The 24,197-nt window shown below is 36.9% G+C and carries 23 protein-coding genes; all 23 read right to left on the reverse strand.

Translation table 11 applies throughout. The features are described from left to right. Positions 1–876, reverse strand: a complete 876-nt coding sequence (glyQ, locus tag HMPREF0874_RS01850; RefSeq protein WP_039964963.1) for a glycine--tRNA ligase subunit alpha — start codon at positions 874–876, stop codon at positions 1–3. Positions 877–1,246: 370 nt separating this feature from the next. Continuing rightward, positions 1,247–1,684 (reverse strand): hypothetical protein, encoded by a 438-nt coding sequence (locus HMPREF0874_RS01855; RefSeq protein WP_004697174.1) that lies wholly within the window; start codon positions 1,682–1,684, stop codon positions 1,247–1,249. A 283-nt stretch (positions 1,685–1,967) separates the two neighbouring features. After that, positions 1,968–2,333, reverse strand: coding sequence for a hypothetical protein (locus HMPREF0874_RS01860; RefSeq protein ID WP_038150263.1), 366 nt, complete (start codon positions 2,331–2,333; stop codon positions 1,968–1,970). A gap of 637 nt (positions 2,334–2,970) precedes the next feature. Then, positions 2,971–3,429 carry a hypothetical protein gene (locus HMPREF0874_RS01870; RefSeq protein WP_008601021.1) on the reverse strand — a complete coding sequence of 153 codons (459 nt, stop codon included), beginning with the start codon at positions 3,427–3,429 and terminating at the stop codon, positions 2,971–2,973. 92 nt (positions 3,430–3,521) lie between these two features. Beyond that, on the reverse strand, positions 3,522–3,872 hold the full coding sequence (locus HMPREF0874_RS01875; RefSeq protein WP_227065298.1) for a hypothetical protein: 351 nt from the start codon (positions 3,870–3,872) through the stop codon (positions 3,522–3,524). Between the two features lie 136 nt (positions 3,873–4,008). After that, positions 4,009–5,328 (reverse strand): amidohydrolase, encoded by a 1,320-nt coding sequence (locus tag HMPREF0874_RS01880; RefSeq protein ID WP_008601024.1) that lies wholly within the window; start codon positions 5,326–5,328, stop codon positions 4,009–4,011. Positions 5,329–5,452: 124 nt separating this feature from the next. Then, positions 5,453–5,914, reverse strand: coding sequence for a hypothetical protein (locus HMPREF0874_RS01885; protein WP_038125372.1), 462 nt, complete (start codon positions 5,912–5,914; stop codon positions 5,453–5,455). Then, entirely contained in the window at positions 5,907–6,710 is an 804-nt protein-coding gene (locus HMPREF0874_RS01890; RefSeq protein ID WP_039964965.1) for a DUF3100 domain-containing protein, read from the reverse strand. The genes HMPREF0874_RS01885 and HMPREF0874_RS01890 overlap by 8 nt, the downstream gene beginning before the upstream one ends. Positions 6,711–6,806: 96 nt before the next feature. Beyond that, positions 6,807–7,328 carry a hypothetical protein gene (locus tag HMPREF0874_RS01895; protein WP_008601027.1) on the reverse strand — a complete coding sequence of 174 codons (522 nt, stop codon included), beginning with the start codon at positions 7,326–7,328 and terminating at the stop codon, positions 6,807–6,809. Between the two features lie 65 nt (positions 7,329–7,393). After that, the gene (locus HMPREF0874_RS01900) at positions 7,394–8,098 is read right to left on the reverse strand and encodes a DNA repair protein RecO (RefSeq protein ID WP_008601029.1); all 705 of its coding nucleotides are present in this window, start codon (positions 8,096–8,098) and stop codon (positions 7,394–7,396) included. After that, positions 8,085–9,416, reverse strand: a complete 1,332-nt coding sequence (locus HMPREF0874_RS01905; protein ID WP_039964966.1) for a hemolysin family protein — start codon at positions 9,414–9,416, stop codon at positions 8,085–8,087. Before HMPREF0874_RS01905 ends, HMPREF0874_RS01900 begins: the two co-directional genes overlap by 14 nt. Before the next feature lie 54 nt (positions 9,417–9,470). Beyond that, positions 9,471–10,370 (reverse strand): GTPase Era, encoded by a 900-nt coding sequence (era, locus tag HMPREF0874_RS01910; RefSeq protein ID WP_039964967.1) that lies wholly within the window; start codon positions 10,368–10,370, stop codon positions 9,471–9,473. Then, a complete protein-coding gene (ybeY, locus tag HMPREF0874_RS01915) occupies positions 10,363–10,839 on the reverse strand; it encodes an rRNA maturation RNase YbeY (protein WP_008601034.1) in 477 nt (158 codons plus the stop codon). Before ybeY ends, era begins: the two co-directional genes overlap by 8 nt. 2 nt (positions 10,840–10,841) lie before the next feature. Next, on the reverse strand, positions 10,842–11,855 hold the full coding sequence (locus tag HMPREF0874_RS01920; protein ID WP_008601036.1) for a PhoH family protein: 1,014 nt from the start codon (positions 11,853–11,855) through the stop codon (positions 10,842–10,844). An 8-nt stretch (positions 11,856–11,863) separates the two neighbouring features. Continuing rightward, entirely contained in the window at positions 11,864–12,829 is a 966-nt protein-coding gene (locus HMPREF0874_RS01925) for a TIGR01212 family radical SAM protein (RefSeq protein ID WP_008601038.1), read from the reverse strand. 108 nt (positions 12,830–12,937) lie between these two features. Then, positions 12,938–14,776 carry a B12-binding domain-containing radical SAM protein gene (locus tag HMPREF0874_RS01930; protein ID WP_008601040.1) on the reverse strand — a complete coding sequence of 613 codons (1,839 nt, stop codon included), beginning with the start codon at positions 14,774–14,776 and terminating at the stop codon, positions 12,938–12,940. 63 nt (positions 14,777–14,839) lie between these two features. Beyond that, positions 14,840–15,256 carry a hypothetical protein gene (locus HMPREF0874_RS01935; protein WP_008601041.1) on the reverse strand — a complete coding sequence of 139 codons (417 nt, stop codon included), beginning with the start codon at positions 15,254–15,256 and terminating at the stop codon, positions 14,840–14,842. 168 nt (positions 15,257–15,424) lie between these two features. Further along, complete coding sequence (gatB, locus tag HMPREF0874_RS01940; protein WP_008601043.1) at positions 15,425–16,873, reverse strand: Asp-tRNA(Asn)/Glu-tRNA(Gln) amidotransferase subunit GatB; 1,449 nt, start codon at positions 16,871–16,873, stop codon at positions 15,425–15,427. Then, positions 16,870–18,330, reverse strand: a complete 1,461-nt coding sequence (gatA, locus tag HMPREF0874_RS01945) for an Asp-tRNA(Asn)/Glu-tRNA(Gln) amidotransferase subunit GatA (RefSeq protein ID WP_008601046.1) — start codon at positions 18,328–18,330, stop codon at positions 16,870–16,872. The genes gatB and gatA overlap by 4 nt, the downstream gene beginning before the upstream one ends. An 11-nt stretch (positions 18,331–18,341) precedes the next feature. Next, a complete protein-coding gene (gene gatC, locus HMPREF0874_RS01950; protein ID WP_004696952.1) occupies positions 18,342–18,632 on the reverse strand; it encodes an Asp-tRNA(Asn)/Glu-tRNA(Gln) amidotransferase subunit GatC in 291 nt (96 codons plus the stop codon). Positions 18,633–18,706: 74 nt separating this feature from the next. After that, positions 18,707–20,710 carry an NAD-dependent DNA ligase LigA gene (gene ligA, locus HMPREF0874_RS01955; RefSeq protein ID WP_008601049.1) on the reverse strand — a complete coding sequence of 668 codons (2,004 nt, stop codon included), beginning with the start codon at positions 20,708–20,710 and terminating at the stop codon, positions 18,707–18,709. Positions 20,711–20,791: 81 nt separating this feature from the next. Beyond that, positions 20,792–22,981, reverse strand: coding sequence for a DNA helicase PcrA (pcrA, locus tag HMPREF0874_RS01960; RefSeq protein WP_008601050.1), 2,190 nt, complete (start codon positions 22,979–22,981; stop codon positions 20,792–20,794). Between the two features lie 104 nt (positions 22,982–23,085). Continuing rightward, positions 23,086–24,027, reverse strand: coding sequence for a manganese-dependent inorganic pyrophosphatase (locus HMPREF0874_RS01965; protein ID WP_008601052.1), 942 nt, complete (start codon positions 24,025–24,027; stop codon positions 23,086–23,088). Positions 24,028–24,197 lie beyond the last annotated feature (170 nt).

Consider the following 24,197-nt stretch of genomic DNA (forward strand, 5'->3'; position numbering starts at 1 on the left):
TTATTTATCTCCTTTCAAAAGTGGGAAACCTAATTCTTCGCGTTTAGCAAGGTATTGTTGTGCACAAATACGAGCTAATGCACGTACGCGGCCGATGAAAGCAGTACGTTCGCTGATGGAAATAGCACCACGGGAATCAAGCAAGTTGAATGTGTGGGAACATTTCAATACATAGTCGTAAGCTGGTAATACATAACCGGCTGCACAAACGCGTTTTGCTTCTGCTTCGTACATATCAAACAATTTGAAAAGCATATCTGTATCTGCTAATTCAAAGTTATATACGGATTGTTCAACTTCGTTAGCATGCCAAACGTCACCATATGTAACGTTGTCATTCCATTTAAGGTCATATACGTTTTCTACGCCTTGAATGTACATAGCCAAACGTTCTAAACCGTATGTAATTTCTACGGACACTGGTTTACAGTCGATGGAACCAACTTGTTGGAAATATGTAAACTGAGTTACCTCCATACCGTCGAGCCATACTTCCCAGCCAAGGCCCCAAGCGCCCAATGTTGGAGATTCCCAGTTATCCTCTACAAAGCGGATATCGTGATCTTCAGCATGAATACCAAGTGTTGCCAAGGATTGTAAGTACAATTCTTGGATGTTATCTGGAGATGGTTTCACGATAACTTGGAATTGATGATGTTGGAACAAACGGTTAGGGTTATCACCATAACGACCGTCTGCTGGACGACGAGAAGGCTCTACATAACATACAGCCCATGGTTCAGGACCAATAGCATGCAAGAATGTTGCAGGGTTCATTGTACCTGCACCCTTTTCGATGTCATATGGATTTTGAACGATACAACCTTGATCGCTCCAGAATTTTTGTAGATTTAAAATAATCTCTTGAAATGTCATTGCTGCCTCCACTTTACACAACCGACATAAAATCAACCATTTCGTTACAAACAAAAAAGTCCCTGTAACGAAAAACGTTACAGGGACGAGTATACCCGCGGTTCCACCCTATTTGGCTTGCGCCCTCTTTTTTCTATGTTGGCCTTTACTAACAGATACCTGCGTTCCTGCCAATGCTCTACAGCGCCTTCAACCAAATGTGAGCTTACACCATCCTCACTCGCTAGAGAGGTTTACTACTCTGCTTCATCGCATATATTATAGATAATATTGTAGCAATACAGAGGGATGAATGTCAACACAAGTAAATATATCAACTATATAAGAATGAAATCAAAGATTATTAATAAAACTAATGATTAACATTCTATTACTCGATTTCTTTATAATGTATCAACGAATCAATATCTCTTTCTAAATCTTTTTTCTTCACTAAGCTAAAATCTAAACAATCGATAGCTATATCCATAAATGCAAAGTTAATAGTAAACTCATAGCCTACTGCTGTAGCATAACCTTTATCAACATGTCTATTTTTTATAACACCTCTTGATCGAACGTCTTTAGTCTCTATAGAAATATCTTGAATAAAAAGACTAGATTTACCAGTTTTAAATCTAGGTAAAAAAAGTGTGTTCATTAAATCATTATCTATATTAATTTGAGTACAATACTTAAATTCTAGATAAAATGTCTCTGCCACTAAAATAGCTCTATTACCTAAATCAGTAACTAAAAAGTCCAACATTTGTTCATCAGCATACTGCAATGAAATTAATTCAGATTCTATAATTTGTATTTTATCCATAAATATCCTCAAAAACTTTAACTATTATCTATCAAAATATAAGAAAATATTTTTAATCAAATAAAATATAAAAAATATCAACTTAAAATGATCATTATTGTGAGATTAATATTACAAGTTATTTAATCGCTCAAGTATAGAGATCTCTTTTCTATAAAAATACCTAAAATCAGGAGACTTACCAATCCAAAAATTACTAACTCTATAACGAAGACTATAATTATTTTCAGAGGTAATATTTCTACTATTTAATCTCCAGATTAGAACTCAATATATTATTACACTAAATATATATCCCATAAATATACTCCATAAATATAAATATTAAAGCAAATACTAATACAGCTAAGACAAATAATGCTAAGAAAGTACGAGTCAGAATCCATCCTCTTTTTTCATACTCCGTTAGTGTTCCAGCTTTATTTTTACGCCATAAGATATAAGTACCTACCATACCTATTCCAAGCATAAATAGTGCATTAAAGTCCTCAATGAATTTAGGCAAACCAAAATACGATTCTATTAAAATACTGATTAAGAAATAGTTGCCAATTAGTGTTAAAACTGTAACCTTCCGAGTACCCCAAGATTTAATCATATAATAATTAAAACCTAAAAATAAAAATATATTTACTATTTGTTTTTCCACACGTTTCCCCCTGAGGAAATAGTCTAGCCATAAAAAATGTATTCTAATAACATAATTTAGTTAATGCAATACAATCCATAAAATAAACATAACTACAATTATATATATATAATTTTCAATTACATAGAGAATAAGATAGCCATTAAAAATAACAATATTGTAAAAAAAGAAAATAGGTAATAAGTCCTTTTATTGTCACTATTTTTATAAATTAGTGAAAACAGGTATGTACTAAATGATAGCAATAAAAATTCAATTAGGTATTTAAATTCTTTATTTATAGTATCCAAGAACTTTAAATCCGTAAACAATACAAATAAAAATATGCCAAAACTAATCAATCTATATTTTTCATTTATGTCTTCATTAGATCTTCGGATATATTGAATTACACTATAGGCAAATGCTAAAAATAAGGATATAGTAGCAAAATAATATATAAAGTTCATTGATTTAATTACTCCTCATTTTTTCTTCTTCATCCTCCAGAATATTTTCACATGGCTTATTTAGTAAATATACTATCCTCTTTATAAAAGAATCTAATACGATATAACAAATATATAAGCCCTAAAATTGTTACTATCTCGAACATAATTTATTCTCCAAATTAATTTAAGAGCATACTTACCTTAAATTAGTATGATCTAGTAACCCAAGTATCACGATCATATCGTGGTTTTGAGTCCTTCTTAGTTATCTCAGATATAATCTTTCTTTCATCTTCTGAAAATTGATCAATACTGTCCAAAATTATAAGTTCATCCCCATATGCTTTTTGCAAATACTCTAAATTACTATCTGCTGGAGATTCAAATGTTTTACTAAAGCCTTTATGATTTGGAATAATTCGTACTGTTCCATAGGGTAATACGTTAACAACAACTATACCGAAATCACCATTAGAATATATATAGGGAAAATCTGTAGCAAAACCAGTCATATTTTTATTGAGCCCTGTTTGTTTGCCATAATCTACAAGAGAGTTTATAAATATTTGATATTCGTATATTCTAATTCCAATAAAAAGTAGAATAATTACTAGTAACGATAAAACTACTGTACAAGTTATCTTTATAAGCTTTCTAATGGGCATAAAAACTCTTTAACTCCTCAGATATAAATACGAAAGGTATAACATTAATGTTATTATTATAGGATTGCTTTAATCCTAATTAATCTAATTTACTAATTTTGCTCTAAAGCTAATAAATCTACATTATTATATACTAATGTTACTAAATTATAATTTTTATCTATTGAGAATAGTCCTTTAAGGCCGCCTGCATCAATAAAGGAGTAAGTATTATCATCCATTTTATAGAATTTACTTTCTAAAGGTACAAAATATTTATCTAATGCTAGACCAACTTTCTCTGCCTCTTCTTCAGAACACTGTAAAGCATGCTGTATCCGTTTAAAGAATAGTTTGTGTACATTTTCTATTCTGTCTTCTATTGTTTTATTAACTTTCTTATAAGTCTTATATCTATAAATCAGATATAAGATGGCTAGTAGTAAAGCAATATTCTCTTTCATAACCGCCTCTAACATATACTAAATATACTTATATAATATATGAGAATATAAACTTAAATGAACTATTATAGTTATATAAATAAATTGTAAACCACCTATCAAAGATAATCAATTCATCTTCAATAGGTGGTTTATTTTATTCACCCTTAGCAATGCGATCTAATAGTTCAATATAAGTTTCTTTGTTTAAGGCTGGTGTAAAGTTGTCTAATACATCTTTAGCGCCTGCTGCGTCATTGTATAGTAAGTCTACGATAGTCATAGCCAAGGCTTGTGCTGTTTTAATGTACGCTACATCAGGTACAGAGATTTCATATTCTGCACTGTGTAGTACACCACTGATACAGCCAACCCAAGGATGGATAACCGGCATCAAGTGAGATACGTCCCCCATGTCAGTACTAGCCGTAATATGCGGACCTTGGTATACATTGGATTCACCAAAAATAGGATTGGAATTTTTACGTAATAGAGCATTCATACGTTCATCATTACGCATCGGTAAATAACCTGGTAGGTCCTTGATAACACATGTGGCCCCTACTGCATCACCACCTGCCTTTAGGGCACGATTTACACGATGATTGCCATCTACAATAGCTTCAATATTAGAGGCGCGCACGTAACTTTCAACTTGAACATAATCAGGCACACAGTTTACCAATGTACCGCCTTGATTAATGATTGGGTGGAATCTGAAATAATCGCTTTCTTTGAAAGTTTCACGAATAGAGTTAACCCCCATTACACCCATCAAAGCAGCATTAAGAGCATTGATGCCTTCATGGGGTGCTTGAGCGGCATGAGCTACCTTACCGTGATATTCAATCAGTTTAGATACGAAACCATTGGAGGTACTACCAAGCCCCATTTCACCAGCTGGAGTTTTGGCAGTCTCTACATGCATTTGCATGGCCATATCGATATCGTCAAAAGCACCTTCATAGATAAGCTGTTGCTTGCCACCCATATATTTCAGTTTTCCTTGTTCACGCAATTTATTGCGGTAATCAATTTCAATCATTTCCTCTGCAGGAACAGCAAATAATACGACATCACCAGCTAGCTCATCCATCACCCCTTGTAAACCCATAGCTACGGCAAACATATTGGTAATTTGTACATTATGACCACAGCAATGGGCGGCGCCTGTTAAATCATCGGCACGAGGATGGCGAGGACAGAGAATGGCATCTAATTCCCCCACCATGGCAACCGTATATTTACTATCTCGGCCTTTCATTCTACCTTTTACACCTGTCAATGCATGGCCAGTAGTATAAGAAATGCCAAGTTCATCAAACATAGCTTGAACCTTTTTAGAGGTTTTTACCTCTTTAAAACCCAACTCAGGTTCAGCCATAATAGATTCAGCCAATTCTCGTAAACATGGTTGTGCATTAACAATAGCTTCACATACGCGTTGTTTTACTTCTTCCTTTGTCATACGGCTCATAATATCTCCTTTATAAAATCGACCGTATAAAATACGGTCGATCATGATATATAGATATCTTCTAAAATATAAATCTATATGTATATCTTAACATAGTTTAGACATCTAACATTATGATTTAGTATTAAATTAAACCTTCTAAATGAAGTACTAATTGGGCTAATGCTGTTGCACAGATGAAAGTACCTGCTGTTACAGCTAATGCAACAGGAATAATGCGCCAAGACAATCGACGGAAAGCGCCTAGGTCTTTACCCAAGGATAAACCTGCATACGCAAGTACTGGTGTTGTTGTAGCAAGGAATGTAACTTGGCTAGTTTTAGCTATAATCCATTCTTGGCCAGGCATACCTGGTAATGATGCAATAACACCAACTAAAGATACCCAGAATACCATAGGTAATTTATTAGTATATGGCAAGTTAGAGATTAAAGCACCAATTGTAGCAAGAACTGCCAAGATAGCTACGCCAACTAAACTATCGCTAAATAGATGTTTACCATCCATTACGTTACCTACTGCAGTGATGATAGCAGCGATACAAATAACGATGACAAATTGTGTTAATTTTTCACTTTTACTCATGATTTGCTGCCTCCTCTGCTAAGTCTTGTTCACGGGTACGGCCTGTAAAGAAGTTGTATGTTTTCTCCATAACTGGTAACGAAACAAATAGGCCAAAGTATACGCCTAGAACGGTAGTCAACAAGTTTGCAGCCCCAGCAAGAGCCATAATTTGTTGTTCATAATCTGGATATACTGCAATGATTGGAGCTGTAGCTGCCGCCATCATACTAGCACTACCTACGCCAGCGCCCATAGCTAATGCCAATGGATGAAACCAACCAGATTGTGCCAACATGCCAGCCAATACGGAGGACCACATAGCACCGATAAGAACGCCACAGATGTACATGCCCATAACGCCACGACCCTCAGGAGAGCTAAAGCCAAATTTGTCGATAATAATTGCTACGTTCGGCTCACGGTCTACAGAGTAACAAGCACCTACTGCTTCTCGACGCATACCTACTAACAAAGCTATAGGTAAACCGAATACAATCGTACCAAAGAAATGACCAAACTCTTGTAATAACAATGCCCAGCCAGCACTTGTAAGAATACCAAGATTTGGACCAATACCAAGTCCTACTTTTACCATCAAGATCATAACGGCAATACCGATATAATCGGCAGATTTTTCCATCTGTTTAATCGTAAGAATTTTAAACTTAGGAATAGAAATTAATAAACCTAGAATCAATGTGTACAATAATGGCAACAATACAACAGGACCTAGTTTTTTTATGCCTATAAATTCAGCGACTACAGTTAGTACGAGCGCTAGAAAATGTATTTTGAGATTTCCCAAAAGCTGCATAATGACCTCCTATAAAAACATATAATATAACATTGTTATATTATAAATAATTGTTATTAAAAGTGTCAACTACAGATGTACATTTGTCTATTTGAATTATTCTTTTCCAATAATATAAAGTCCCTGTTCAGCATCAACTACCTCAATAATAATATTTTCTATCATTGATGGTTTTACTTTATGAAACCTTTGTTCTTCTTCATCATAATAAATGGCCCATTCAGATATAGATGCCGGAATACTGTCACTATCATAATCCTTCCCTCTCCAAATAGCATCATCTCTAAAATAACTTAGTCCATCTTTTACTAATTCTGTATCTAAACAAAATTCACCAGCTAAGCTAACATGATTATCTAATAGAAGATCTCTAACAATGATGGCTTCATATTCCCAACTTAGAAAACATAAATAATCAAAGTATCTAAGTGCTATCTTGTAATCCCAACGATTGTTTAAGACCATCGTTTGATATAATTTATTTACTAACTCATAATCAGAAAATATATAATAGTCATTAGTTAAAAGGAAATTATATATTTGTTGAATTTCTTGTAAATCTAAAGTTTTATCTTTATTTATTTTGTCTATAGGCAACGAAGAAAATATTATATCCATATAGTACCTCATAATACATTTCAATAAAAGGCAGTTTGATTTCTCAAACTGCCTTTTTACTGTCATTAAATTATGGAATTTAAAAACTTTACGCTTTGCAACGGCTTACCAATTTCTTGCTCGCAGTATGCAAATAGTAGCTTTTCAAGTTCCTTCCAAATTGTTTTGGGAAATTCTAAAAGCGTATCTTCGCCCCACTGGTAAGCTAGAATCTGAGGTAATGCGGCTTTCACAGAACGAGAAATGCTAAGATTTGTTGTTTCTTTCACCTGCATCCAGAATGGCTCGATTCCATCTTGATGGCTAAAAGCATTAGCACTAGGGACAACCCCTGCGAGGGATAATAGTTGCCATCCAAGCATTATCGTTCCCAATTGTACATTGCGACGTCGAATTTGCTTGGAATAGTTTACAACGGTATCAAAAACCTTGCGATCTACGTCATACATGGCAAATAACTCTTGAATGAGCTCGCTCGCTACCGCTGCATAGGCAATATTATTGAGGTTTACATCTAAGGATTCCACTACATAGGAGCCATCAATTTGCGTAACATTTACATATTCTCCATCGGGTACGACTGTAATATACATGGCACTAAATGGACGTAAATAGGAGCTGTTGCGCATCGTCATCATTCGCTTATGTGGAATCGATGCTTTAATAAGTCCCAAGCTAGGTGTAATAAACGTAAATACGGAATACAACTTATACTTTTTTCGACTTATGACGATGGCTGGCGTATTAAAACCACCATTAAGCTTCTTCATTTTCTTCTTCCGTTGGTTCCTCTACTGGTATAGGTGTTACTTTAATGCGAGAGATACGATAGCCTTGCATTTGAGTAACTTCAAAGGTGTAACCATGAGCATCCACCGTATCACCTACAATTGGTGTACGTTCTAATAAACCAAATACATAGCCACCAATTGTATCAGAATCAGAATTATCAATTTCAATATTCATAATTTCTTCTACTTCGTCAACGAGGACCTTGCCATCAAACTCGAAGGAACCATCTGCATAGGACATCGTAGCTGGTAAATGCGGCTCATGCTCGTCTTGTATATCTCCAACTAGCTCTTCTATGATATCTTCTAAACCTACAAGACCTACCATGCCACCATATTCATCTACTACTACAGCTAGATAAATACGGCGCGTTCTCATATATTGCAACAAGGTAGATAATTTCATTACCTCTGGAACAGTAAGAATATCTCGTTTAATATTGCGCAAATCCTTACGGGCTTGATTAGGGCGTTCCATTAAATCTTTAATATGAACGAGGCCAATAATGTGATCCTTATCCTCTACACAGAGTGGATAACGTGTATGTACTTTAGAGCGGATAACCTTCATAGCTTCATCGTAACCATCTTCTACGAATACGCAGTCTACATCTTGACGAGGCACCATAACCTCTTTCGCCATGCGATCTACGAAGTTAAAGACATTATCGATTAACTCAGACTCTACTTGGTCCAATTGCCCTTCCTCGTGGCTTCGAGAAATCATCATGCGAATTTCTTCCTCTGAGTACACAAGGTCAAGCTCTGTTAAATATTTTGTTTTGTAAAAGCCTAAAATAACATTGGAGATTTTACTAGCAATCCAAATAAATGGATACACCAATTTACCTGCAGCCACCACGATACGGCTATAGGTATTCACGTATTTCGTAGGGAAGGATAGGCCCAATGCTTTAGGTACAATTTCGCCGAAGATTAAAACGATTAAACTAATTAATAGTAATAAAATAACATCTAGTACCAAATGCATCCATGTACTATGAATATTAAGAACCGCCACTAAACGATCAACGATATTATCAAATACAAATGTACCAGTGCCTGCAAGGGCCAAGATAAAAAATAGAATCAAAAACTGCGTAGTATTTAGAAAATACTCAGGATTTTGATAGAGCTTTAATAAAAATTCTCTATCCTTCTCCAAGAGGATGTCCATATCCTCTACATGTTCTTTACGAAGGCGGGCAAAGGAGAACTTTGCAACCACAAAAAAGTTAATTAAAAAAATACATAACAGACCAAACCCTATGGGTAACAGGCCATCTACACTATCCATCTTTATTCCTTTCATATGAATATGGAAACACTTATTTCTTTTTATTATATCAAATTATTTTCTATAACCAAGTTCAGATAACATACCAGATTTATTTCGCCAATCTTTTTTTACTTTAACCCAAAGGTCCAAGTACACCTTTGTAGCTAATAGCTTTTGAATATCTGCGCGTGCTTCAGCACCAAGTTGTTTTAATAAAGCACCTTTTTTACCGATAATAATACCCTTTTGAGAATCTCTTTCACAGTAGATTGTAGCGCGGATATAGGTAGTACCGTCATCACGTGTTTTCATTTCATCTACGTCTACAGCGATAGCATGAGGAATCTCATCTCGTGTAGCTAACAAGATTTTTTCACGAATGATATCGGAAATAATAAGGCGTTCCGGTTGATCCGTAATCATATCCTCTGGGAAATATTGTGGACCTTCCGGCAATGATTCTTCTAGAACCTTAAGAATTTCAGATAAGTTCTCTTTATCTTTTGCAGAAATAGGAATGACACCTGCAAAAGGATATGCATCTTGATAAGAAACGATTGCTTCTAAAAGTTCTTCTTTTTTGAGTGTATCAATTTTGTTAACTACCAAAAATACAGGAACCTTTACACGTTTCAATTGTTCAATAATAAAATTATCCCCAGGGCCACGTTTTTCATTGCCTGCTACGACAAATAAAACGGCTTCCGTTTCTTTTAAGGACTCGATAGCAGCATCTACCATGAATTCGCCTAGCTTATGTTTTGGCTTATGAACACCTGGTGTATCCATAAATACAATTTGTTTGGCTTCATCTGTATATACGCAGATGATACGGTTACGCGTTGTTTGAGCCTTATCGGATACGATAGCAATCTTATCGCCAATAAGAGCGTTAATTAAAGTAGATTTACCCACATTAGGGCGTCCTACAACGGCAACAAAGCCTGATTTAAAATGTTCGTTCTTATTCATTATATGGTGCATCCTCCCGCACATAACCTAGATTACCTAGGATAAATTCTTCCTCTGTGCGCATCTCTTTTTTATCTTCGTCGTTCATATGGTCATAGCCTAAGATATGTAAGCAACTGTGAGTCGTTAAATATGCTAATTCCCGTTCAAAACTATGTCCATATTCAATAGCTTGTTCACGAGTACGCTCTAAGGAAATAATCATATCACCAAGTAAGTGATGTTCCTCTTCACTACCTTCGTAATCATCCCCTTCATTGAGGGCAAAGGACAATACATCCGTTGGTCTATCGATGCCTCGATATTCCTTATTAAGCTCGTGAATTTTAGCATTATTGCAGAGTAAAATACTCATTTCATCTTCTTCGAGGCCATATACGCGACTCACTTCATCGCAGACCTTGCGTATAACAGCCTCAATATTGGAATCCTCTTGAATTCCTTCATCATAGCTAATGTGTATATACATGCTTATCCTTTCGCTACATTCTCTTTGGATACTGCATTAGATTCTGTAGTCTCACCAGCTAACTTACGTTCGTGATATGCATCGTAAGCTTTTACAATGCGACCTACTAAATCGTGACGAACAACGTCTTGATCGCTAAAGTAAACCATATTAATACCATGCACATGACGCAATACCTTTTCAGCCTCGCCGAGGCCAGACACAACACGTGGAGGTAAGTCAATTTGTGTCTTATCACCGTTGACTACCATTTTAGAGTTGTTGCCTAGACGAGTTAGGAACATTTTCATCTGTTCTGCCGTCGTATTTTGAGCCTCATCGAGAATGACGAAGGCATTTTCCAATGTACGGCCACGCATATACGCTAGTGGTGCTACCTCGATAGTACCACGTTCCATAAAACGTTGTACTTGCTCGATACCAAACATTTCATGTAATGCATCATAAAGAGGTCTTAAATAAGGATCAACCTTGTCTTGTAATTCACCAGGTAGGAAGCCTAACCGTTCACCTGCCTCTACAGCAGGGCGTGTCAAAATAATTTTATCTACATTGCGGTTTTTTAAATAGAATGCAGCTAAAGCTACGGCCAGGAATGTTTTACCTGTACCAGCAGGACCAATACCAAAAGTAATGGTATTTTTTCGGATACTATCTACATAGTATTTTTGACCTTCCGTTTTAGGCGTAATATTTTTACCGCGCATATTAACGGATAAAGTATCCTCAAACATAGTATGTACGGCATCAGCTTTACCATTAGCCACGAGTTTGGCTGCAATACGCACTTGAGACTCAGTTATGGTACTACCTTCACGGTAAAGAAATACTAGTTCTTCTAAAGTGCGATAAAGAGCTTCTACTTGTTTTTCATCACCCTTTATAACTACCGTATCACCACGTGCCACTACATCTGCAGAGATGACTTCAAGCATCATATGCAGATATCGATTATGTTGACCTAGTATGGATTGTGCTAGGTCATATGTAGGAAATGTAAATACTTGTTCGCTCATATAACCTCCTAATCTATAAATTTACGAACTGCTTTACCATTTAGGTAATCACAAAGATCACCTTGATGAGCATCTAGTTCGTCTAGTTTATCATCAATTAAATCTTGTACGCGCCACCAACCCATGGACCAGTTTGTAAAAAGCGTATTATCTTCAGGCGCTCGGCCTACAAGACGCTGTAAAACAATATCAGGGTGTAAATGACGTACAAAATTAACAACCCGATCAGCATATTCTTCCGCACTAATTAAAGTAAACTGCCCCTCTTGATACCACTTGGCCATCAATGTATTTTTTACAATATACAAAGCATGCAGTTTCACTTGATCAACACCGAGTGCAGATAAAATACGAGCCCCTTCGATTGTATCCTTCATTGTATCCCATGGTAAATTAACTATCATATGAGTAGTTATGTTAAATCCATATCGTTTAATCCGTAATACGGCATCAATAAACTGGGCTAAATCATGACCACGATTAATTTTCTCTAATGTATCATAGTTAACCGTTTGAAGACCTAGCTCAATATAGATATCCTTATGAAAGCGATCCCTAATATCAGCTAATATTTCAAGATATTCATCGGCAATACAATCGGGTCTTGTTGCAATAGCAATGCCCACGGCTTCATCGATGCATCCTTGTTCAATATAGCTTTTAAAATCATCAAGATTCAAGTAGGTATTACTAAAGTTTTGGTAATAAGGGATGAACTTCTTTGCTTTATATTTAGGGCCTATGTGAGCAATGTTTTCCTCTAGCTGCATGCGCACCGTCATCCAAGCAGGACGATTTTCGTAGCCCGCGCCGATTTCACCACAAAAGGTGCAGCCTCCAACACCAGCTGAACCATCTCGGTTTGGACAGGTCAAGGGTAGTGCTACAGGTAATTTATAAACCTTTTCCCCATATGTTTCTTTATAATATTTAGATACCATGCGGTATCGTTTTAGTCTCGTTGTATCGGTCATAACACTCCTATTAAACTAACCAATCATCGCTTATTATGTAATATTTCAACTATCATAAATTCTCTAATCTTTTGATTATAAAAAATTAGATAAACTATTTTTATATTACTAACAAGCCTCTATTTCAGGACGTATAAAAGGTTTGATCTCTTTATTTACGTCGATTACAACTGTAAAAGGTACATTTGGTACATTCTCTATACCTAACACTTTAGCTGTATCCTCAGACATAGGCATTTCTACATATTGTTGGCGAATTTTGCGCCACTCTTTAAATGTATAGTTTGGAATATACTGAGATGCAATTTCTTCATTGCGCCAGAATGCTTCCCCTTCTTGTAAAAGTTCTTTTGTCTGTTTTGGTAAACCTACGGCTTCACTGCGGACCTTACCACGATAGCTAACGAGTGTATCATATTGTAATAATTCGGCAGCTACTGTATCACCTTTAGACAAGAAAAAATTGTACAAGAACTCTATTTGATCTATATCTTTCAAATTAATCTTATGATTACCTGCATCGAGCCAAGCCTGTGTCATGTCACAAAAATAGGAAAAAGCATCTTTTTTTGTCTCCACTTTAGAAGGATCATACTTTTTCATAGGTAGTACATGATTAGTTTCTGTATCTTCCCCAGTTATAGATGTATCAGTATGTTCTTTTATAAGCTTAATACCAATATAGCCAAACACAGTTCTAAATCGTTCACTATTATAAAAGCGTTCAAAGACATCTTCAAAGTGTTTTAAGAAACGTATATCTCTATAAGGGAGTACGTGAGTACTTAATACCTCATATGGAGCTAAGGGATCACTAATGTATTGATACTCCTCCATACGGCGTACACCAGAACCTTTTAACAGTTTTAAAAATCCAATTTGTAACGCATGTGGCTGTAAACTAAAAAGATCATTAAAGGATAATCCAAACCGCTGTTTATTCTCGTAAGGCAGGCCTACAATTAAATCCATGTGCACATGAGTTCGGCCTGCTTCAATAATAGGGCGAATAGCCTTTTGAATATACGGCCAATCATTATATCGATTAATAGCATCTAAGGTTTTCTTATGTGTACTTTGAACCCCTACCTCAATTTGAATACGGCCTGGTGGTGTTTCACAGAGAATATTTGTTTCCCATTCCGTCATTAGCTCTGGTTCCATTTCTAGATGGAAATTCGTCTCCGTATCGGCATCACGCATGAATTCCATCATAGGTCGATGATGATGTGGCGCACAGTTAAAAGTTCTATCAACAAATTTAACTTGTTTTACCTTATGATCGATAAACCACTGTAGTTCTTTAAAAGTTCTTTCCTGCGGGAAAAAGCGAACTGTATTTTTATTGCCAGATAAACAGTACTGACAAGAGAATGGGCACCCTCGAGAGGATTCATAGTAGATGATTTTATGTTCTAAATCTATCATATCCTCTTCTACATATGGGAATGGTATAGTACTCAGATCTTTTACCTCCACCGTATCAGTAGAGCCCAGGAGTCGGCCAGAAATGTGGCGACCACGTACGCCAGGAATCTGCTCTTCTAAGCCATCCTTGCCAGCGATTAGTGCACTAATAAGTTGATAAAAAGCTTCTTCCCCCTCACCTTGTACGACATAGTCCACAGCAGCACAACGATTTAAGATTTCATCAGCTGTGAAAGACACCTCCGGCCCACCTAAAATAATTTTAATATCTGGTCGCACAGCTTTCACCATGTCTACTACATGTAAAGTCATCTCAATATTCCAGATATAGCAAGCAAAGCCCAATATATCTATATTGCGCTCTGTAATATCGCTAAGAATATGTAAAACAGGCATATTAATAGTATATTCTACTATATCGTATGCCTGTCCGTGAGCCTGCCCATACGCTTTAAGATAACGCAAAGCCAGAGAAGAATGTATAAATTTTGAGTTTAATGTGGATAAAACTACGTTCATAGGTCCCCTTTAAATCATCGAATGGCTCAGCCACCGTCTAGTCATAATATATATATTATACCATTAAAAGAGCCCAAAGATAAAGGAAACAATAGCACCCACTAAAATGACAACCCCTACTACAGAGAGGATAATGCCACCGAAGAATACAACAGCTGCTAAAACAACAGCTAATATGATAATCAAAATGATACGACTAAGCCAGCTTGTACTATTAAAGCTATACACCTTAACATGTGGCCCATATTGATTGTACTCTTCACCGCGTTGATACTCTTCGTTCATATTACTAGGTGTAGAGTCCACATGAACAGAGTCTCCTACCTCTTCAATGGTTACACCATCAAAGTCACGGCGTTCATCATCAGATAATACCCGTGTATTAGGTTCTGCCGCACGTGTATTACTACTGTAGCTATCACTACGATCACTACTTCTATATGTATTTTGATTGTTATTTGTATTGTGTTGATCAGACATCGTTACGTCCTTTATATGACCAAAAGAATAATTAATTTTATACAACTTATTATATCATATTTTTCTGATAAAAATGCAAATAAATATCCCCTATAGATATAAATTCATATATCTATAGGGGATATTTTTGTTTGTATTACTTTATGTGACTATAGGCTAACGGGCAAATTAGTCTTTCAAGTATTTTTGAAGCAATTGATTTACCATACCTGGGTTAGCACAGCCTTTAGATTCTTTCATAACTTGACCTACTAAGAAACCAATAGCCTTACCATTGCCACCTTTGAAATCTGCCACTGGTTGTGGATTATTAGCAATAACTTGCTTAACGATTTCTTCAATAGCACCAGTATCTGTGATTTGAACAAGACCTTCTTCTTTTACGATAGTATCAGCATCCTTGCCGGATTCCCACATAGATACGATAACTTTTTTCGCAATTTTACCAGAGATTGTACCTTTATCGATAAGAGCAATCATACCAGCCAAGTTTTCTGGGCTTACTTTAGATTCAGCGAATGTTAAACCACTTTCATTAATCATCTTGGACAAGTCACCAAGCATCCAGTTAGCCACAGTCTTAGCATCTGCACCTGCTTTTACAGTAGCATCTAAGAAATCTGCAGTTTTACGAGATACAGTAAGGATTGTTGCGTCTTCACGAGACAAACCATATTCAGATACAAAGCGTTCAATCTTAGCATCTTGCAATTCAGGTAACGCACGACGTACTTCTTCGATTTTTTCGTCCGTAATTACAATTGGTACCAAGTCTGGTTCAGGGAAGTAACGGTAATCGTTTTCTTCATCTTTCTTACGCATACCAATCGTAATGCCTTGAGCATCATCCCAAGTACGTGTTTCTTGATCTACTTTACCGCCAGCTTCGATCAACTTAGCTTGACGCAAGGCTTCATATTCAACAACCTTTTGAATAGCTGTTAAGGAGTTAACATTCTTAGTTTCTGTACGTGTACCAAACTCTTTAGTACCACGCAAACGTACGGATACGTTACAATCACCACGCAAGGAGCCTTCTTCCATACGACCGTCAGATACTTCTAAGTATTGCAAGATGGAACGTAGTTTTTCAACATATGCTCTTGCTTCTGCACCAGAACGAATATCTGGTTCAGATACGATTTCAAGAAGAGGAACACCTGTACGGTTGTAGTCAACGTTAGAAGATTTAGAATCAGAAATAGTGTTACCACTGTGAACGAGTTTACCTGCATCTTCTTCCATGTGAATACGCGTAATACCAATGCGTTTAGTTTCACCATTTACTTCAATGTCCAAATGACCATTTAAGCAAATTGGCAAATCATATTGAGATGTTTGATAGTTTTTAGGTAAATCTGGATAGTAATAGTTTTTACGGTCAAATTTATTGAAGTTTAGAATTTCACAATTCAATGCTAAACCAACCTTGATAGCAAATTCTACTACTTGTTTATTTAACACAGGCATAGCACCAGGTAAGCCAAGGCATACTGGGCATACATGTGTATTTTGATCGCCGCCGAATTCAGTGGTACAACCACAGAAGATTTTAGACTTAGTCTTAAGCTCTGTATGAACCTCTAAACCAACGACTGTTTCGTATTTACTACTCATAGAGAAACCTCCCCAGTTGGTGCTACTAATTGACAGTCTGGACGTGCTTGTTCAAATGTGAAAGCAGCACGTAATAATGTTTCTTCACCCATAGCAGGGCCAAGTAATTGTAAGCCAATTGGCAAATTATTGCTACTCATACCTGCTGGGATGCTAATACCTGGAATACCTGCAAGATTTGCTGGTACTGTACAGATATCTTCTAAGTACATTGCTAATGGATCATTAGCTTTTTCACCAAATTTGTAGGATGTATTAGGTGCAGTTGGTGTCAAAATCAAATCCACCTTGGAGAATGCTTCGTCAAATTCGTTTTTAATAAGGCGACGAACTTTCAATGCTTTCAAATAATAAGCATCATAGTAACCAGCACTCAATACATAAGTTCCTAACAAGATACGACGTTGTACTTCAGGACCAAAGCCTTCTGTGCGAGTTTTAGTAGACATATCTACTAAGTTATCTGCAGGTACCCGCATACCATAGCTTACACCGTCATAACGAGCCAAGTTGGAGCTAGCTTCTGCCAATGCGATGATATAGTATGCAGACAATGCATATTTAGAATTAGGCAAGGAAACCTCAATGATCTCAGCACCTAATTTTTTGTATGTTTCGATAGCTTCTTCCACAGCTTTACGAACTTCGCTATTGAGACCTTCACCAAAGAATTCTTTTGGTACACCAATTTTTAGATTTTTAACATCATTTACAAGTGCTGTAGTGTAGTCTACACGAGTGCCTGGAATAGATGTGGAATCTTTTGTATCATGCCCAGAGATTGCATTTAATACTAACGCTGCATCTGTTACATCACGTGTAACAGGGCCAATTTGATCCAAAGAGGATGCGAAGGCAATTAAGCCATAACGAGATACATTACCGTATGTTGGTTTTAAACCTACAACGCCACAGAAGGATGCTGGTTGGCGAATAGACCCACCTGTATCAGAGCCAAGAGCCCAAATAGCAGAACCGCTGGATACAGCGGCTGCACTACCACCAGAAGAACCGCCTGGTACGCAATCAGCATTCCAAGGGTTAGTAGTTTTAGCTAATGCAGAGTTCTCTGTAGAGCCACCCATGGCAAATTCGTCCATGTTAAGTTTACCAAGGCTAATGTAATGATTGTCTTGTAAACGTTCAATAACTGATGCATTGTATGGAGGCACAAAGTTTTCCAACATTTTAGATGCACATGTTGCAGGTTCATCTTTAATACAAATATTATCTTTAATTGCACCAGGAATACCTGCCAATGGGGAAATAGCTTCACCTTTAGCAATTGCTTCATCTACAAGCTTAGCTGTAGCCAAAGCACGATCATGAGAATCGGATAAGTACGCATGTACAGTCGGTTCCACTTTCGCTTTATGTGCAATAACAGCATTCGTCAATTCAACAGCGCTGATTTCTTTATTCACTAGTTTCTTGTGTAATTCATGAATTGTTGCCACAGCGAAACCTCCTATTCTTGTACAACGCGAGGTACTTTAAAGTACCCATCCTCTGCTTCTGGAGCATTGGATAAAGCTAAATCATGATCAAGGGATGGTTTTGTTTCATCCTCTCTAAATACATTGTGCAATGGTACTGCATGAGCCATAGGCTCCACACCATCAAGTTCTAATGCATCTAGTTCAGCAACATAAGTCAAGATGTCGGACAACTCTTTTTCTACATGTGCCATATGTTCTTCCTTAACTTCCAAGCGTGAAAGTAAGGCGATTTTTTTTATTTCCTCTTGGCTGATTTTCATCGAGACACATCCTTTCATAATTATTTATTATAAAGCAAATAATATATATTTTCAAAATATTGTAGAATGTATGTCTATTGGATTTCTCCGAGTTCGCGTAGGAGTTCTACAAACTCTTCTTCATTCATAACACGAATACCCAATTCATTTGCTTTAGTAAGCTTACTACCACTGTCTTCGCCAGCAATAACAAGGGTTGTTTTCTTAGAAACGGAACCTGTCACCTTAGCCCCATGAGCTTCAAGAATCTTACCAGCTTCACTGCGGCCCATAACTTCAAGTTTACCTGTGAGAACGACGATTTCTCCTTCCATTTGGTTGCCTGCTGCTTCAACAACATCTACAGTCATCTTAAGTCCTGCCGCTGTTAAACCTTCTATGATTTCTACATGAGCAGGATCTTGACGGTATTCAACAATACTATCTGCCATAGTAGGACCGATTTCTTCTACCGCCACCAATTCTTCTTTAGTAATTGTCAAGAATCGTTCCATAGATTTCACAACGTTAGCAATTGTGCCGGCTGCTTTAGATCCAATTAGGCGAATACCGAGGCCATACAATACGCGGTCTAATCCACGAGTTTTAGAGTCTGCGATGGCTTTCACCAAATTCTCTGCAGATTTCTTACCCATCCGATCCATGGTAACTAGTTGATCTACTGTTAAATGATATAAATCAACAACATTAGTGATTAATTTGTTATTGATGAGGTTTTCTACAATGCTAGGACCTAAACCATCAATATTCATAGCATCGCGAGAGGCAAAGTGAATAATTTGCTCTTTCTCAATAGCAGGACAATGTTTATTCGTACAACGTACAGCCGCTTCTCCTTCGCGACGAACTGTAGGAGATTCGCATACTGGACATGTGTTAGGAATTGTGAAAGGCACCTCAGAACCAGTTCGTTTTTCAGGAACTACGCGGATAACTTCTGGAATAATTTCAGCCGCCTTGTGAATGATAACGTGGTCACCAATGCGAATATCCTTTTCATTGATAAAGTCTTGATTATGTAATGTTACACGACTTACATTTGTACCGGATACGAATACAGATTCCAATTCACCAGTTGGAGTAAGAACCCCCGTACGCCCCACATTAATAGTAATATCCTTAAGAATGGTCTCTACCTCTTCTGGAGGATATTTGTAAGCTGTAGCCCACTTAGGATCCTTCGCAGTACTGCCAAGTACCTCTTGGTCCTCAAAACTATTGACCTTAATTACCATACCATCTGTATCGTATGGCAACTCATGGCGCTTTTCACCCCAATAATTAATAGCGTCTATGACCTCGTCAATTGTTTTGCATACGCGGTAATGAGGGTTTACAGAAAACTTGAACGTTTCCAAGCTTTGTAATAATTCCTCTTGGCTATGAATATTAGCCCCCACTTCAGAACCGATTGCATAGGCAAAGAATGCTAAATTACGACTAGCCGTAATGGCAGGATCTTGCTGACGCAAAGAACCAGCTGCTGCATTACGAGGATTTACGAAGGTAGGCAAGCCCTCTTCGTCACGTTCTTCATTTATACGTTTAAATTCACTATGAGGCATATACGCTTCACCGCGAACCTCGATAAATTCTGGCGCATCCTCTAGATATAAAGGAATGGATTTAATAGTACGCACATTAGCAGTTACGTCTTCACCAACGCGACCATCACCACGTGTTACAGCACGTACAAACATGCCGTTCTCATAGTGCAAATTAACAGCTAAACCATCGATTTTAAGTTCTACCACATAAGCAGAAGGCTTATGACCTAATTCCTTCTCTACACGACTAGCAAATGCACGTACTTCATCAGCACTAAATACATTAGATAAGCTCAACATAGGGCGGCCATGGACGACCTTTTCAAAGGAGCCTTCCACCTTCATACCTACCCGTTGTGTTGGAGAAGACGGCACAATATATTCTGGATGAGCTGTTTCTAAATCTACAAGCTCACGATATTTTTTATCATATTCAAAGTCACTCATTGTAGGAGCATCTTTTACGTAGTATAAATACTGCGCATGAGTTAGCTCTTGTTGTAACTCTTTAATTCTATCTTTCGGATTCATATTACATCCCTTTTACTGTACAGTAACATTCTATACGTTCCTTACAAGCAAGGTAGAGAGGTTAACTGCCATACACAAGTTTTATCCCTTTTTAACCGGTGCAAATTTAGCCATGACCACACGTACACCTTGTGTAGGGAATTCAATAGTTAGCTTCATGCCAGCCCCTTCACCGGCAACGTTAATAACCTTACCATTGCCCCACTTACTATGAATAGCCGTATCACCAACCTTCCAGTCAGCAATTACTTCATTACGAACGATTGGCTTTGTAACTGGTCGGCTTGTGACACTCATATGTTGCGGCACATGACGCTTAATATCATCAGGTACTTTACGCTTAGCACGCAAACCATCTACTAATTCTTCTGGAATTTCATCGATAAAACGAGATGGTAAATAGCTGCTAGTGCGTCCAAATACGGTACGCGTAGTGGCATTAGAAATATATAATTCCTTTTCAGCACGAGTAATACCTACATAAGCAAGGCGGCGTTCCTCTTCAATTTCCTCAGGGTTCATCAAGGTGCGACTATGAGGGAATAAACCTTCCTCCAAGCCACCTAAGAATACAATAGGGAATTCCAAACCTTTCGCAGCATGTAATGTCATTAATGTCACTTTAGACTCTTCTTGCTCGAAAGAATCAACATCATTTACGAGTGCTACTTGTTCCAAGAAGTCTTCCACTGTACCATTTGGATTTGTATCTTGGAAGTCTTTAGCTACAGATAAAAGTTCACCGATATTCTCAGCGCGAGCCTGATCTTGTGGATCTGTACTCTCTTCTAATTGTGCCAAGTATCCGGTTCTATCAAGAATAGATTCTAAGATATCAAGTACAGTTTTATCTTCCATTTCAGCTACGAGAGTAAAGATAAGGATACCAAATTCCTCTAACTTTTCCTTTGTCTTACCTTTAATCGTATCTACTAGATGCAGCTGTGTTAATGTCATAAACAAGGACGTGCCATTTGCACGAGCATAATCTTGTAGTTTTGCCACTGTAGTAGCACCAATACTACGCTTAGGTACATTGATGATACGTAATAAGCTCAAATCATCGAATGGATTATATAACACGCGTAAGTAAGCTAAAACGTCCTTAATTTCTTTACGATCATAGAACTTCGTGCCCCCTACCATCGTATATGGCAGAGCCCGTTTAATCAGTGCTTCTTCAAGTACACGAGATTGAGCATTTGTACGGTACAAAATAGCCATATCACCATAAGGCACACCATGAATATCGTGCTTTTTAGCAATTGTATCGCCAATAAAAGCAGCTTCTTCATGTTCAGACTGAGCCGTAAAATGCTGAATTTTAGCCCCTTCTGTCTTATCGGTCCATAAATTTTTCTTAGGACGACCTTCATTATTTTCAATTACCGCATTCGCTGCATCAAGAATAATCTTTGTAGAACGATAGTTTTGTTCTAACTTGATGGATGTACAGTTCGGATAATCCTTTTCAAAGTCCAAAATATTTTGAATATCTGCGCCACGCCATGCGTAAATACTTTGATCAGCATCACCTACAACGGCAATATTTTTCCAATGAGAGGCTAATAATTTAGCCAATAAATATTGAGCATGGTTCGTATCTTGATATTCGTCGATCATAACATAACGAAAACGCTTGCTATATTTATCTAACACAGCCTCATTGGACTGCAATAATTTAACAGCTACCAATAAAAGATCATCAAAATCTAGAGCATTATTCTTACGCAATTCCCGTTCATAATACTCATATACATCAGCAACCTTTTGTTGGTAAAAGTCTCTCGCTTGCTTTCTAAAATCTGAGGCAAATAACAATTTATTTTTTGCATCAGATATGGCACCAATCATAGCACCTACAGGATAATATTTATCGTCGAGGTTTAATGCTTTTAAAGCAGCCTTAATAACAGCTTGCGAATCAGATGTATCGTAGATTGTAAAATTACTGTTATAACCTAAGAAGTTATCTAATTCAAAACGCAAAAATTTCGCACAGAAGCTATGGAATGTGCTGAGCCAAATTCGATTAGCTACATCACCTACTAAACCTTCTACACGACTTTTCATTTCTTTTGCCGCTTTATTGGTGAAAGTAATAGCTAAGATTTCATAAGGATTAACACCTTGACCCAATAAATGTGCAATACGAACAGTTAAAACCTTTGTTTTACCAGATCCTGCACCGGCTAAAATCAATAAAGGGCCTTCCGTATGTTGAACGGCTTGTTGTTGCTCTTTATTTAAACCTGTTAATAATGAATTCATCGGAACACCCCTATCGCCCTTACATATACTATAGTTTCATAATCATATAAATAGAGAAGAAGAACGTTGCAAGCAACGTTCTTTTCCCTTTGTATACTACTATACTATTTCATAGCACCAAGAATTGGTGGTACGATTTGTTTTTTACGAGACATAGTATTTGGCAAGAATACGCCATTATCTTTAACTTCTTTTTCGAATGCTTTTGTTACTACAGCTTCTACATCACCGCTGAATAACAATGTAGTACTTTCATCAAGAATATTTGTAATCATGATGTAAGATGCATCATAGTTATTAGCACTGCGAAGAGCTTCTAACGCTTGTACTAATTCACCTTGTTTAGCCAATACGTCTGTTGTATCCATAACGGAAATTTGACCGATAGAAATTGTTTTACCTGCTTCGGAGAATTCTTTCATGTCTGTACGAACGATGTCGTCGTTAGTCAAATCAGAAATATCTGCACCAGCTTTTAACATATCAAGGCCATAGGACTCGATATCTACACCAGCGATTTCCGCCAATTTATGTGCCATTTCTTTATCTGTTTCTGTGCATGTTGGAGAGCGGAATAAAACAGTATCAGAAATGATAGCGGACAACATCAAACCAGCAATAGTTTTAGGAATTTCTTGATTGTTTTCCATGTACAATTTAGTAATGATTGTATTAGAGCAACCTACTGGTTCTAAACGCATAAATACAGGACCATCAGTTTCGAAATCACCAATGCGGTGATGATCCACAACGCCGCACATATTCATAGACTTGTAACCGTCAATGATTTGTTTAGATTCATTGTGGTCTGTTAAATATAAGTTACCACCTTCTGGAGCAAATTCTTCCCAATTCTTAACGATTTGAGGGTGTTCAAAACCAAAATGATTCAATACGTATGTTGTTTCCTTATTTGCTTCACCTGCACATACTGGAGTAGCTGGTGTACCCATTTGTGTTAAGAAATTAGCAAAGGAAATAGCAGAACAAATAGAATCTGTATCAGGGCTTTTATGACCTGCTACATATGTTTTTACATCACTCATAATATACCTCTTTTATATAAATTTCACACTTAATATCGACTTACGTCAATCCGATTTTTAACTCTATTATTATATCATAAATTATATAAAAAAACACGCCACTACTAAGTAGTGACGTGTTTTTATCATTCTAAAAAATTATCTAATGTAAATGATTAGTCGTGATTTTT

It is taken from the genome of Veillonella sp. 6_1_27, assembly GCF_000163735.1.
GTDB classification, from domain to species: domain Bacteria; phylum Bacillota; class Negativicutes; order Veillonellales; family Veillonellaceae; genus Veillonella; species Veillonella parvula_A.